We start from the raw sequence: 13,464 nt of genomic DNA on the forward strand, positions 1-13,464 counted from the left end.
AGCGGGACGCAGGAACACCGGGCCCAGACACAAAAAGACATGAGGATCGCCATGAATACCCGTCACCGCATCATCGCCACGGCGACCGTGCTTGCTGCATCGTCCGCTCTCGCCGGCGTCGCGCACGCACAGGCCTTCTACCTTCAGGAGCAGGCGGCACGCGGCGCGGGCCGCGCCTTCTCGGGCGAGACCGCCGACACCGGCGCGGCGTCGCTGTGGTGGAATCCGGCGGCGATCGCCGGGATCGAGCGCGCCGAGGCAACCGTCAGTGCGTCGGTGATCCTTCCAAAGGGTGACGTGGTCGACAACGGCACCGTGATCCGCCGTCCGGGCGGCACCTTCGCGCCGGTCGGCGGTTCATCAACGTCGCGCGATCCGATCAACAAGGGCGTGCTGCCGTCGGGTGCGGTGGCGGTGCCGCTGGGCGACCGGCTCGCGGTCGGGCTGGCGGTGACGTCGCCGTACAGCTTTACGACCGATTACAGCAGCGACAGCTGGGCGCGCTACAGCGCCGATCGCACCTATCTGCGCACCTTCGACATCCAGCCGTCGGTCGCGGTCGCGGTCACCGACTGGTTGCGCGTCGGCGGCGCCGCCAATGTCGAGCACGTCGACGCCAGCCTCGGCAATGCCTTGCCCAACCTTTCGGCGACGCTTCCCGACGGCAACCAGACGCTAAAAGGCGACGGCTGGGACGTGGGCTGGAGCGCGGGCTTCCAGATGCACAACGACTGGGCGACGGTCGGCGTCAGCTACAAGTCGGCGATCAAACATAACCTCAAGGGCGACCTGACCGTCAGCGGGCTGCTCGGGTCGCTCGAACGCCAGAACCGTGTCCTCAACGGGGTCGAGGCGACCTTCTACACGCCCGCGCAGATCATGGTCGGCGGCCGCTTCCGCGCCACCGACCGGCTGACGCTCAATGCGCAGACGATCCGCTCGACCTGGGAGAAGTTCGATGCGATCCGCCTCGGCGCGCCGATCAACGCCGCGCTGCCCGAGAACTATCGCAGCATCTGGAGCTATGCGGCGGGCGTCGACTATGCCGTGTCGCCGCGCCTCACGGTACGTGGCGGTGCGCAACGCACGCTGACCCCGACCCGCGACGGCGAGCGCGATGCGCGCGTGCCCGACGCCAATCGCTGGAATTACGCGCTGGGTGCATCGTTCGACGTCACCCCGCACTTCTCGCTGGATGCCGCGGCCAATTACGTCGACTTCGCCGATGCGACGATCGACCGCACGACAGCCGCCTATGCCGGCACCGGTGTGCAGACCCCGATCCTCGTCAACGGCCGGCTGGAGGACGCACACGCCGTGGTGCTGTCACTCGGCGGTCGCGTGCGCTTCTGATGCGTGCGAGGGGAGGAAGCCGCTTCCTCCCCGACTCCGTCATTCCCGCGAAGGCGGGAATCCAGAACCTCTGGCGTCGGGACTCCTGCAACGACCTGCGCGTCTGGATTCCCGCCTTCGCGGGAATGACGACGGATGGGTAGGAGGCTGTGTCCTACACCATCCAACAACTGCTATCGTAAAAGCCCGAGCGCGCACGACGACACCACAAGGAGCGCTTCACCCCTCGTTCTGCGCCACCTTCGCCAACACCCGGGCGCTCACGCCTCGGCCAGCTCGCGCACCAGCTCGCCCGCGCGTTCCAGGCGGGCATACGGATCGTCGATCCGCTCGCGCAGCAGGAAGCGCCGTTCCTTCTGCTCCAGCCCGAACGCCGCCGCATCGATCGCGGTCCCGTTATGCGGCTCCAGCGCCACCGCCGCCGGCCCCGCGCTGACCTTGGCGATGCCCGCCGCGCTTGCATCCACGCGCAACCTCGCGGTCGCCAGCAAGGTGCACGCCTCGTCCGGGAGCGCGCCGAACCGGTCCTCCAGTTCCTCCTCCAGCGCATCGAGCGACACCGCCTCGGTAATCCGCGCCAGCCGGGCGTAGATCGTCACCCGAAGTTCCTCGTCGGGAATCCACGTTTCGGGCAGACGTCCCTCGACCCCGAGGTGCAGCTCGGGAGTCCAGCGCTCGACCTCCTCGCCGCGTGCGCGGCGCAGCGCGCCTTCGAGCAATTGCTGGTAAAGATCGATGCCGATCAGCTTCATATGCCCGGCCTGCGTCTCGCCGAGCAGGTCGCCCGCGCCGCGCATGTCGAGGTCGCGCGCGCTGATCGCGAACCCCGCGCCGAGCCGGTCGAACGCCTCCAGCGTCCGCAGCCGCTTGAGCGTGCGCGGAGCGATCTCGTGGTCCGGATCGGTGAACAACAACACCTGTCCGCGCCGGCTGCCGCGCCCGACGCGTCCGCGCAGCTGATGGAGCTGCGACAGACCGAAGCGGTCGGCGTGCGCGATCACCATCGTGTTGGCGCGCGGAACGTCGAGTCCGGCCTCGATGATGTTCGTGGCGAGCAACACGTCGCCTTCGCCGCGCCCGAACCGCACCATCGCCGCGTCGAGATCGTCGGCGGGCAATTTGCCATGCGCCTGGATTACCTCGAGATCGGGCACGAGCTTGCCGAGCTGTTCGGCAAGCGGCGCCATGTCGGTGATGCGGGGTACCACGACGAAGCTCTGCCCGCCGCGGCTCTTCTCGCGCAACAGCGCGGCGCGCAGCGTCTCGGGGTTGAAGCCGCCGACGGCGGTGCGGATCGGCTGGCGGCGGGCAGGGGGGGTGGCGATGATCGACAATTGCTGCAGACCGACCAGCGCGGACTGCAGCGTCCGCGGGATCGGTGTTGCCGACAGGGTCAGGACGTGCCCGGCCGACAGCCCGCGCAGCTTGTCCTTGTCCGCCGCTCCGAAGCGCTGTTCCTCGTCAATGACGACCAGCGCGAGATCCTTGTAGACCACGCCCTTACCCGCGACAGCGCCGGTGCCAACGGCGATCTGGATCGAGCCATCCGCCAACCCGGCCTTGACGCGCTTCTTTTCGGCGGCGCTCGACAATCGCGATAGCCCCGCGACCTCGATGCCGCTGCCCTCGAAGCGCGCGGTGAAGGTGTCGAGATGCTGGCGTGCGAGCACGGTGGTCGGCGCGGCGATCGCGACCTGCTTGCCCGCCAGCACGGCGAGCGCGGCGGCGCGAAGGGCGACCTCGGTCTTGCCATAGCCGACGTCGCCGATCACCAGCCGGTCCATCGGCCGCCCGGCAGCCAAGTCAGCGCGCACCGCGGCGATCGCCTTTGCCTGATCGGCGGTTTCGGTGAAGGCGAAGCCGGCCGCGAACCGCTCATAAGCGGCGGGGTCCGGGTCGAGAACCGGCGCATCGCGTGCGGCGCGTTCCTCGGCGAGCGCGGTAAGATCGCGCGCGCTCTGCGCAATCGCGGCGTCGATCTCGCCGCGGCGTTTCTGCCAGCTCGACCCGTCGAGCCGGTCGAGTGTCACCGCATCCGCCTCCGCGCCGTAGCGCCAGATGCGGTCGGCCTCGCCGACCGGCACCAGCCGCACGCCGTCCTGCGCGTAGGTCAGCTTGATCGCGTCGCCGCCATCGTCGGGAAGTTGTTCAAGCCCGGCGACAACGCCGATCCCGTGATCCTCGTGGACGACGACATCGCCGATCCGGATTTCGCCGACATCGAGCAGACCGGCGTCGGTCGAGGCGATCGTTCGTTGCTCGCGCTCGGCGCGGCTCCCCAGCAGGTCGGCGGCGGCGATCGCGAGTACGCCCTTGCGCCGGAAGCCGCGGTCGGCGGCCCATTCGAGCGCGAGTAACGTGCCCCGTTTCGCCACGGAGACCTTGGCCCAGGCGTCGACCGTGGCGGGCTCGTCGCCGAGCACCTTGGCGACCCGAGTTCGCAAGAAGCGCAGATCACGCGCGCTGCCAAGCAGCACGACGCGATCCCCGGCGTCGCATGCCTCCGTTGCCAGTCTGGCGAACGCCCGCAGCGGCGCTTTCTGCTCGGCGAAGCGCGGCGGCGGCTCGCCTTCTCGGGCCAGCGCCTGCCTCTCGCGGGCATCGAACGCCACTCGCCAAGCGCGGTCATCGATTACGTCGCGCGCGGCGCGCTTGGGCGCGCGGCGGGTTGCGTCCGCGACGAGCGTCAGGAAACGGCGGCGTCGCTCGTCGGCGGCATCGTCGACGATCACGGTTGCGCCGGGCAAATGATCGAGCAGAGTGGTGCGGTCGTCGCCAGCGGCAGGTTCGGCGACGCGTCCGAGTTCGCGTTCAGCGACATCGTCGATCGAGCGTTGGTCGGCGGGATCGTAGCAGCGCAGCGCAACCACCTTGCCGTCAGCCACTTCAACACGAAGCGGCAGCGCCGCGTCGGCGGGAAAGACGTCGAGCACTTGTCCGCGCAGCGCAACCTCGCCGGGCTCGTCGACCCGCTCATCGCTGATATAGCCGAGGTCTTCGAGTTCGGCGAACAGCGCGGCAAGATCGAGCGGCGCACCGTGCCTGACGGTTGGCGGTACCGAGTCGAAGGCGGCGGGCGCGGGATAGGCGCGCGCCAGCGCCTCACCGGTGGTGACGAGTGCCACCCGCGGCGGATGCTTTTCCGCGCCAAGCCGGCGAGCGCGGCGCAATGCGGAGACGCGCTGGCCGACGTTGGCGGGGGAGGGGGGCGCATCCTCACCGGGCAGCGCGTCGCTGCCGGGGCAGAATAGCACGGTCACAGTCGGCATCGCCGCCTCAAGCGCCTGCGCGACGGCGGCAGCACGGACATCGTCGGCGAGCGCCACGATAACATTCTGCTTTACCAGCAGTTCGGCAAGCATCGCGGCCTGTTCGGCGACGGATAGCGGCGCGGCGGTATCGACGGCGGGCATCAGCGGAGAGCGTCCATAGATCGTCGAAACGGGCCGCGACCCTCCGTCGTTCCGGGATCATCCACTTGCTTCAGATCAGTTATGGATGGCCATGGGTCAGCGATGGTTCAGCCAGCGTGCGCCAGAAGGTCATCCATGAAGAACATGATCGTCGCCGCCGCGCTGGTCGCCACCTTCGCCGCTCCCGCGCACGCTGCCCGGTCGAGCCCTGATGAGGATATGGCGAAACTGCTGAAAGGGCGGGTGGCGGAGGCGCCGGTGCGCTGTATTCCGGTGAGCCCGAATGACAATAACTCGGTGCAAATCATCTCGGAGCGGGCGCTCACATGGCGCGTCGGATCGCGCATCTACGTCAACGTGCCGCAGGCGCGTGCGGAGACGCTCGACGATGACGATATTCTGATCACCGAGCCGTTCGGCGGCCAATTGTGCCGCAACGATCGGGTACGTCCGCTGACCCGCGAGTCGGGTATCCCCAAGGCACCGTTGTTGCTTGGTACCTTCACGCCTTACGTGCGCAGCGCCACGAGATAGGCGCTGCGCGGACGCGGCTCAGGCAGCGTGACGGACGTCGGTGTCGTTCGCTGCTTCGGTGCGCGCGCGAGCCTGGTTGCGATATTGGGCGATCAGGTAAACGAGGTAGAGCATCACGGCCTCACAAAAGATTGCTTTGCTGCGGTGCAGCGTGTGGCATTCATTTGGTGAAGGAAGCGTGTTGCAGCAATTGCAACCTGCGCGATGATGGCTGCGGGAATCGCAACTGTTCAGCGTTTCCGGGTGAGCTCGCGCATCGCCGCGTCAAGCCCGTCGAGGGTTAGCGGATACATGCGCCCGCTCATCAGCTCACGAATCATTCCGACCGATGCGGTATAGTCCCAATGTGCTTCCGGTAGCGGGTTGAGCCACGCCGCGGCGGGGTAGGTGGCGGTCAGCCGCTGCATCCACACCGCGCCGGGCTCGTCGTTCATGTGTTCGACCGATCCGCCCGGCTGGGTGATCTCATACGGGCTCATCGACGCATCGCCGACAAGCACCAGCTTATGATCGTGACCGAAACGATGGAGTATGTCCCACAGCGGCATGCGCTCCTGAAACCGGCGGCGGTTGTCCTTCCACACGCCCTCATAGGGGCAATTGTGGAAGTAGAAAAATTCAAGATGCTTAAGCTCGGCGGTCGCGGCGGAGAACAGGTCCTCGCAGAGTCGGATGAAGGGGTCCATCGACCCGCCGACGTCGAGGAAGAGCAACAGCTTGACGGCGTTGCGTCGCTCGGGTCGCATCGCGACGTCGAGCCAGCCGCGGCGCGCCGTGCCGGCGATTGTCGCGTCGATGTCCAGCTCGTCGGCTGCGCCCTCGCGCGCGAAGCGGCGCAACCGGCGAAGCGCGACCTTGATATTGCGCGTGCCCAGCTCACGACTGTTGTCGAGATCGCGAAACTCGCGCTGTTCCCACACCTTGATCGCGCGGCGGTGGCGCGACTCGCCGCCGATCCGCACGCCGGCGGGATTGTAGCCGCCGTTGCCGAACGGGCTGGTGCCGCCGGTGCCGATCCATTTCGACCCGCCCTGATGTCGGGCGTGCTGCTCCTCCATCCGCTGGCGGAGCGTGTCCATGATCTCGTCCCATGAGCCGAGCGCCGCGATATTCGCCCTTTCCTCCGCCGACAGATAGCGTTCGGCGATCGCCTTCAGCCATTCGTCTGGGATTGCCCCGTCGGCAGCCGCGAAGCTCGTTTCCAAACCCTTGAAGACGAGCCCGAATACCCGATCGAAGCGGTCGTACAGCCCCTCGTCCTTGACGTAGATCGCGCGCGACAGATGGTAGAATTGCTCCGGGCTGCGTTCGATCACCTCAGCCTGCAACGCCTCGAGCAACAGAAGATGCTCCTTCATTCCCGCCGGGATGCCGGCGGCACGGAGCTGATCGAGGAACGTGAGGAACATTAGCCGCGCGGTGCCCGGCGCGCCATGAACGCCAGCCGCTCGAACAGCATGACGTCCTGCTCGTTCTTGAGCAACGCGCCGTGCAGCGGCGGGATCGCCTTGGTCGGATCGCGGTTCTGGAGGACGTCGAGCGGCATGTCCTCGTGGAGCAGCAGCTTGAGCCAGTCGAGCAACTCGCTGGTTGACGGCTTCTTCTTGAGGCCGGGCACCTCGCGGACCTCGTAGAAAATGTCGAGCGCGCGGCCGACCAGCAGCTTCTGGATGCCGGGGAAATGCACGTCGACGATCGCCTGCATCGTCTCGCGATCGGGGAAGCGTATATAGTGGAAGAAGCAGCGGCGCAGGAAAGCGTCGGGCAGTTCCTTCTCGTTGTTCGATGTGATGACCACGATCGGGCGCTGGGCGGCGCGCACCGTCTCGCCGGTTTCGTAGACGTGGAATGCCATCCGATCGAGTTCCTGCAACAGATCGTTCGGGAATTCGATGTCCGCCTTGTCAATCTCGTCGATCAGCAGCACCGGCGGAGTGGGGCGGGTGAACGCGTCCCACAATTTGCCGCGGCGGATGTAATTTGCAATGTCGTGCACGCGCGGGTCACCCAGCTGCCCATCGCGCAGCCGCGCGACCGCATCATATTCGTACAGACCCTGCTGCGCCTTGGTGGTCGACTTGACGTTCCACTCGATCAGTTCGGCACCGGCCGCGCGGGCGATCTCCTGCGCCAGCACGGTCTTTCCGGTGCCCGGCTCGCCCTTGACCAGCAACGGCCGGCGTAGCGCAACCGCGGCGTTGACCGCGATCTTCAGATCGTCGGTCGCGACATAATCCTGCGTACCCTCGAAGCGCTGCATCGCTCAACCCAATCCTGATCGAAGATCGGGTATGGATAGCGGCAGCGCCCGGCCGCGCAAGGCGAAGCGCTACATCGCCTGACGGGCGGCGGCGCGTGATTCCAGCAATTGCCACAGTCCACGATGCTGCGCGAGCATCTGTTGTGCACCGAATGCCATCGCCCGTTCGACCGATGCGCTTGCCTCGATCGCCTTCAGCAGCGCCATCGCCTGATGCGCGGCGGCCATGAATGGCTCGCCGGTCGGCAGCGCCATACGGCGCGCGCAACTGTCCAGCACGCCGCGCACCGCGACCCAGTCGAGCACGAACGCGATGGCGGTGCCGGTCGCACAACCCGCGCGGTCGGAACGTGACAGCAGTTCCAGCGCGTTGCGCTGGCCGAGGATCGCGGCTTGCGATGCGGCCTGACCGGGCGTCGACGGCAGCGGGCCGACGGCCGCGGTGAGCCGGACCAGCAGCGCGCGTTCCGTGCTGACGGCATTCGCTGCCTGCTCCAGCCAGTCGCGCGCGAAAGGATCGGTCGAGCCGCTAAACGCATGGTCGACGATGCCGGGAAAGGAACCATGGATGACGCAAAGCGCGTGAACCGCATCGGCGATGTCGCGCAGCGTTGCGCTCGGCAGGGCCAGAGCGCGGGCGTGCGGCGCGGCGGCGGTACCGTCACTGGCGACCATCGCAAGGATCGTCGCAGCGCAACCCTGAGGCCGCTTGTCAATCGCGATCGTCACGCTTTCCTCCGCTCAGTACCGCCCGCCGGCCAGCAGCGGCACGGCAGTCGACGGCAACCATAGCGCGGGGATGTAAAGGGCGGGTTTACAGAATGACGTCGAACCGGCCAGATCAGGCAGTTGATGACCCAGATTGCACGCCGAAAGGCCGGGGAGAACGAGATCGCCCGCTCTCCCCCAAAGCCTTATTGGTCGAGGAAACTGCGCATCTTGCGGCTGCGCGACGGATGCTTGAGCTTGCGCAGCGCCTTTGCCTCGATCTGCCGGATACGCTCGCGCGTGACCGAGAATTGCTGGCCGACCTCTTCCAGCGTGTGATCGGTATTCATCCCGATCCCGAACCGCATCCGCAGCACGCGCTCCTCACGCGGCGTGAGCGACGCCAGCACCCGCGTGACGGTTTCCTTGAGGTTCGCTTGGATCGCGGCATCGACCGGGATCACCGCGTTTTTGTCCTCGATGAAATCACCGAGATGCGAATCCTCCTCGTCGCCGATTGGCGTTTCGAGGCTGATCGGCTCCTTGGCGATCTTCATCACCTTGCGGACCTTCTCCAGCGGCATCGAGAGGCGCTCGGCCATCTCCTCCGGGGTCGGTTCGCGGCCCTGCTCGTGCAGGAACTGGCGGCTGGTGCGCACCAGCTTGTTGATCGTCTCGATCATGTGGACCGGGATGCGGATCGTGCGCGCCTGATCCGCGATCGAGCGGGTGATCGCCTGACGAATCCACCAGGTCGCGTAGGTGCTGAACTTGTAGCCGCGGCGGTACTCGAACTTGTCGACCGCCTTCATCAGCCCGATGTTGCCCTCCTGGATCAGATCCAGGAACTGCAAGCCGCGGTTGGTGTATTTCTTGGCGATCGAGATCACCAGCCGCAGGTTCGCCTCGACCATCTCCTTCTTGGCGATGCGCGCCTCGCGCTCCGCCTTCTGGACCATGTTGACGATGCGGCGGAACTCGCTGAGCGCCATGCCGGTCTGCTGCGAGATTTCGCTGATCTCGGTGCGGATGCGATCGACCGCCGCGACCTCGTTGGTCGCGAACGCCGTCCACTTCTTGTCGAGCCCGGTGACCGAAGCGAGGAAGCCCTCGTCCAGCTCATGCCCCATGTAACGCTCGAGGAAATCCTTGCGGTTGACCTTGTGGCGCTCAGCCAGCCGCAGCATCTGCCCGCCGAGCGTCGTCAGCCGGCGGTTGTAGCTGTAGAGCTGGTCGACCAGATACTCGATCTTGGTCTGGTGGAACTGGACGCTCTCGACCTCGGCGGTGAGGTCCTCGCGCAGCTTCTGGTACTTGCGCTCCTCGGCCGCCGACAGCTCGATCCCGCCGCTCATCGCCTCCAGCCGGCTCTCCTGCATCTTGGAGAACTTGCGGTAAATCGCGGTGATGTTGGCGAACTTCTCCAGCGCCTGCGGCTTGAGCGTTTCCTCCATCTGCGCGAGGCTGAGGGTATTGTCCTCTTCCTCCTCGTCGGACGGACGCGGCGCACGACGCTCGGTCATGTCGTCATCGTCGTCGGCGGGCGCTTCCTCGGGCTCGTCCTCTTCCTTGAACTGCGGCCCGGCGTTCGAGGCGCTGATCTCGCCCGAATCGTCCTCGGCGCCCTCGACCTGCTCGGCCGACGGACCCTTGGAGAGCATCGCGTCGAGATCGACGATCTCGCGCAGCTGCATCGTGCCTTCGTTGAGCGCGGTCGACCAGTCGATGATCGCGTTGAAGGTGATCGGGCTTTCGCACAGCCCGAGGATCATCGTGTCGCGACCCGCCTCGATGCGCTTGGCGATTGCGATCTCGCCCTCGCGCGACAGCAGCTCGACGGCCCCCATCTCGCGCAGGTACATGCGGACCGGATCGTCGGTGCGATCGATCGTCTCTTTTTTCTTCTCGACCGCCGGGGCGGAACCGTCGGCTTCCCCGTCGACGGCCTCCTGCTCCTCGTCGTCGGCGCGCTCCTCGGTCTCGCCGTCCTCGCCCGCTTCCTCGTTTTCGACGATGTTGACGCCCATCTCATTGAGCGCCGACATGACGTCCTCGAGCTGGTCGGAGGACATCTGATCCTGCGGGAGCGCTTCGTTGAGCTGGTCGTAGGTAATGTAGCCGCGCTTCTTGGCGCGCGCGATCAGCTTCTTGATGTTCGCGTCGTTCAGGTCGATCAGCGGAGCATCGGCCACTTCCGCGCCTTCGTCAGCACCGCCACCGTTCATCTTCGCCATCAATCGTCCTCGGGTCCAAGCGCGCGGGCGTCTTCGTTTGCCTGCACCAGATTTGCAAGTCGCTCGTCGAGCGCACGCTGTTCGTTCACCAATGCCACCTGCCGTTCGAACGCCTCGTCGGTGAAATGCGTCTGCATCGCCGAGGTTGCCTCGGCGAGCGCTGCATCCACCTCCGGCCGCGCGATCAACACCGCGATCGCCTCGTCGAGGTCCTCGCGCGCAAGTTTTTCGTCGCCACCGGCACGGGTGAACGAATAGGGCATCGTATCGGCTCGCAGTAGATCGTGGGCGATCGCCTCGAAACCGGACCGCGCCAATATGGTGACGAGCCCGCCGCTATCAAGCGGCACGGTGCGGCGGTCCTCCAGCGCGACATCGACTACCGCCTCGAACAGCCGTCCGAGCGCGCCGTCGGCGAGCTTGAGACTGCCGAGAACTTCCATGTGCCGCGCGATCTCCGCAGGATGACGGATCAGCCCGGCGAGCACCGCCTTGGCGAGCACGCGGTCGATATTGCCGGCGGCGCCAACCTTCTTGGCATCCTCGGTGACGGGGGGCGGGGGCGGCGACCATTTCTGGCCGGGCTTGCGCTGTCCCATCGGGTAGAAAGGCTGACGCTGCTGGAACGGCTGCCGCTGGCGCGCGAAGCGCTCGTCGAAGCGGTTGCGGAACTCGGCCCTGTATTCGGCCTTCACCGACGGGTCGGCGATCGTCTCGGCAAGATCGTTCAGCCGCTTCTTAAGCCCGGCGCGCTGTTCGGGCGTATCGAGCGGCTCGGCGGCGAGTTCGTGCTTCCACAAGCGATCGGCGAGCGGCTCCGCTTCGCGTACCAGCGCCTCGAACCCTTGTGCGCCCTTCGCGCGCATCAGGTCGTCCGGGTCCTGCCCCTCGGGAAGCGTCGCAAAGCCGAGACTGCGGCCGGGCGCGAGCATCGGCAGCGCGCGGTGCGCGGCACGGAGCGCGGCCTTCTGCCCGGGCTTGTCGCCGTCAAAGCACAGCACCGGGACGTCGACCACCCGCCACAGCCGTTCGAGCTGCTGCTCAGTCAGTGCGGTGCCGAGCGGGGCGACGGTCTCGCCGATCCCGCCCTGCGCCAGCGCGATCGCGTCCATATAGCCCTCGACCACGAACAGCCGCGCGGTCTTGCGCGCGGCGGGCAGCGCGCGATCGAGGTTGTAGAGCGTGCGGCCCTTGTCGAAGAGCGGGGTGTCGGGCGAGTTGAGATATTTCGGCTCGCCCTCGCCGATGATCCGCCCGCCGAACGCGATCACGCGGCCGCGCGGGTCGCGGATCGGGATCATCAGCCGGCCGCGGAACCGGTCATAGGGCTCCTTGCCCTCGACCTGGATCAGCAGCCCGGCCTCGACGAGCATGTCGTCGCCGAAGTCCTTGAGCGCGGTCCGCAGCCGGCCGCGCGCGTCGGGGGCAAAGCCGAAGCCGAACGCCTTGCGCGTCGCGTCCTTGATCCCGCGCCGGTCGAGCAGCGCGCGCGCTTCCGCACCGTCGATCCCGCCGAGTTGCTGGGTAAACCAGTCGGCGGCGGCCTGCATGACGTCGTGGAGCGACTTCGCCTTCTCCGCACGCTGCGCGGCGCGCGCGTCGGGGGCGGGAACCTCCATCCCGGCGGCGGCGGCGAGTTCCTTCACCGCATCCATGAACGGCAGGCCCTGATGATCGGTGAGCCAGCGGATCGCGTCGCCATGCGCCGAGCAGCCGAAGCAATGATAGAAGCCCTTGTCGTCATTGACGTAGAAGCTGGGCGTCTTCTCGTTGTGGAAGGGGCAGCAGCCCTTCGACTCGCGGCCGGCGCGGGTGAGCTTGACGGTCTTGCCGACGAGCGCGGTCAGCGAGGTGCGTGCGCGGAGTTCGTCGAGGAAGGCGGGGGTGAGACTCATGCGGACATTTCCGCTGCCACGCTGACTTCGGTTCGTCCTGAGCTTGTCGAAGGACGTGCCCCGGACGCAGTCGCCAATCGCGAAAGCCTCGACCAGTCTCCCGCGATCAGCGCCTCCTTCTTGGCGCGCGACCAGCCCTTGATGCGGCGTTCGCTTTCCAGCGCCTCGATGCGGGTCGGAAACTCCTGCGACCAGACCAGCTCTACCGGACGACGGCGCGCGGTATAGTCGCTGCCACGTCCTGCATTGTGCAAACCGATTCGCGCGGGCAGGTCGTCGGTGTGGCCGGCGTAGTAGCTGCCGTCGCCGCACCGAAGGAGATATGCCCAAAAGACCATCGGCTGCGCCTGCCACAATGTGGCCGCAAGGTCGATACGCCGCGTGGTGGGGCACGTGCTTCGACAGGCTCAGCGCGAACGGAGGAGAGGGTGATACGTCCCCCCGGGCGATCCCTTATGCCCGAACCGCCTTCCGCTCCCCCTTCCGTTCGTCCTGAGCTTGTCGAAGGACGTGCCCCGGACGCAGTCGCCAGCCGCGAAAGCCTCGACCAGTCACCAGCGATCAGCGCTTCCTACTTGGCGCGCGATCATGACAACCCGATCGGCCCGCGTCAGGCCAGCGCCGCCTTCACCAGCCCGCTCGCCTTGCTCATGTCGAGCGTCGTGGCGTGGCGGGCCTTCAGTTCGGCCATTACGCGGCCCATGTCCTTCATGCCGCTCGCGCCGAGATCGGCCTTGATCGACTCGATCGCTGCCTTCGTCTCCTCCTCGCTCATCTGCGCCGGCAGGAAGCGCTCGATCACCGCGACCTCGGCGGCCTCGGCGGCAGCGAGTTCGGCGCGGCCGCCCTGCTCGTACATCGCGATCGATTCGCGGCGCTGCTTCACCATTTTCTGCAGAACCTCGATCACCAGCGCGTCATCGTCGGTCGGCGCCGATCCGGTGCGTGCCTCGATGTCGCGATTCTTGATCGCGGCCTGAATCAAGCCGATAGCGCCGCGCGCTTCCTTGTCGCCGGCCTTCATCGCCGCGATCTGCGCTGCCTTGATGTCGTCGCGAATCATCTAC

Annotated in this window: 10 protein-coding genes; 2 read left to right on the plus strand and 8 right to left on the minus strand. The window is 66.8% G+C overall.

Translation table 11 applies throughout. The features are described from left to right. The first annotated feature begins 51 nt into the window (after nucleotides 1–51). Nucleotides 52–1,353 carry an OmpP1/FadL family transporter gene (locus ACI2JO_RS15390; protein ID WP_404721493.1) on the plus strand — a complete coding sequence of 434 codons (1,302 nt, stop codon included), beginning with the start codon at nucleotides 52–54 and terminating at the stop codon, nucleotides 1,351–1,353. 260 nt (nucleotides 1,354–1,613) lie between these two features. On the opposite strand, the gene ACI2JO_RS15395 is transcribed toward ACI2JO_RS15390, so the two are convergent. After that, nucleotides 1,614–4,766 (minus strand): TRCF domain-containing protein, encoded by a 3,153-nt coding sequence (locus tag ACI2JO_RS15395; RefSeq protein WP_404721494.1) that lies wholly within the window; start codon nucleotides 4,764–4,766, stop codon nucleotides 1,614–1,616. Between the two features lie 135 nt (nucleotides 4,767–4,901). Between ACI2JO_RS15395 and ACI2JO_RS15400 the strand changes: the two genes are divergently transcribed. Further along, nucleotides 4,902–5,300: a hypothetical protein gene (locus ACI2JO_RS15400; protein WP_404721495.1), complete on the plus strand. Its 399-nt coding sequence runs from the start codon at nucleotides 4,902–4,904 to the stop codon at nucleotides 5,298–5,300. Nucleotides 5,301–5,530: 230 nt separating this feature from the next. Here ACI2JO_RS15400 and ACI2JO_RS15405 read toward each other — a convergent pair whose 3' ends face one another. The 7 genes from ACI2JO_RS15405 to ACI2JO_RS15435 form a co-directional block, all read right to left on the minus strand. Beyond that, nucleotides 5,531–6,709, minus strand: coding sequence for a VWA domain-containing protein (locus ACI2JO_RS15405; protein ID WP_404721496.1), 1,179 nt, complete (start codon nucleotides 6,707–6,709; stop codon nucleotides 5,531–5,533). Beyond that, nucleotides 6,709–7,560: an AAA family ATPase gene (locus ACI2JO_RS15410; RefSeq protein WP_404721497.1), complete on the minus strand. Its 852-nt coding sequence runs from the start codon at nucleotides 7,558–7,560 to the stop codon at nucleotides 6,709–6,711. Before ACI2JO_RS15410 ends, ACI2JO_RS15405 begins: the two co-directional genes overlap by 1 nt. Nucleotides 7,561–7,629: 69 nt before the next feature. After that, a complete protein-coding gene (locus ACI2JO_RS15415) occupies nucleotides 7,630–8,289 on the minus strand; it encodes a DUF6975 family protein (protein WP_404721498.1) in 660 nt (219 codons plus the stop codon). Between the two features lie 185 nt (nucleotides 8,290–8,474). Then, nucleotides 8,475–10,502 (minus strand): RNA polymerase sigma factor RpoD, encoded by a 2,028-nt coding sequence (gene rpoD, locus ACI2JO_RS15420; protein ID WP_404721499.1) that lies wholly within the window; start codon nucleotides 10,500–10,502, stop codon nucleotides 8,475–8,477. Beyond that, on the minus strand, nucleotides 10,502–12,397 hold the full coding sequence (gene dnaG, locus ACI2JO_RS15425; RefSeq protein ID WP_404721500.1) for a DNA primase: 1,896 nt from the start codon (nucleotides 12,395–12,397) through the stop codon (nucleotides 10,502–10,504). The genes rpoD and dnaG overlap by 1 nt, the downstream gene beginning before the upstream one ends. Continuing rightward, entirely contained in the window at nucleotides 12,394–12,735 is a 342-nt protein-coding gene (locus ACI2JO_RS15430) for a GIY-YIG nuclease family protein (RefSeq protein ID WP_404721501.1), read from the minus strand. Before ACI2JO_RS15430 ends, dnaG begins: the two co-directional genes overlap by 4 nt. A 272-nt stretch (nucleotides 12,736–13,007) precedes the next feature. Further along, nucleotides 13,008–13,460 (minus strand): GatB/YqeY domain-containing protein, encoded by a 453-nt coding sequence (locus ACI2JO_RS15435; protein WP_404721502.1) that lies wholly within the window; start codon nucleotides 13,458–13,460, stop codon nucleotides 13,008–13,010. Between the last annotated feature and the right edge of the window lie 4 nt (nucleotides 13,461–13,464).

It is taken from the genome of Sphingomonas sp. NPDC079357 (genome assembly GCF_044901155.1).
GTDB lineage: Bacteria > Pseudomonadota > Alphaproteobacteria > Sphingomonadales > Sphingomonadaceae > Sphingomonas.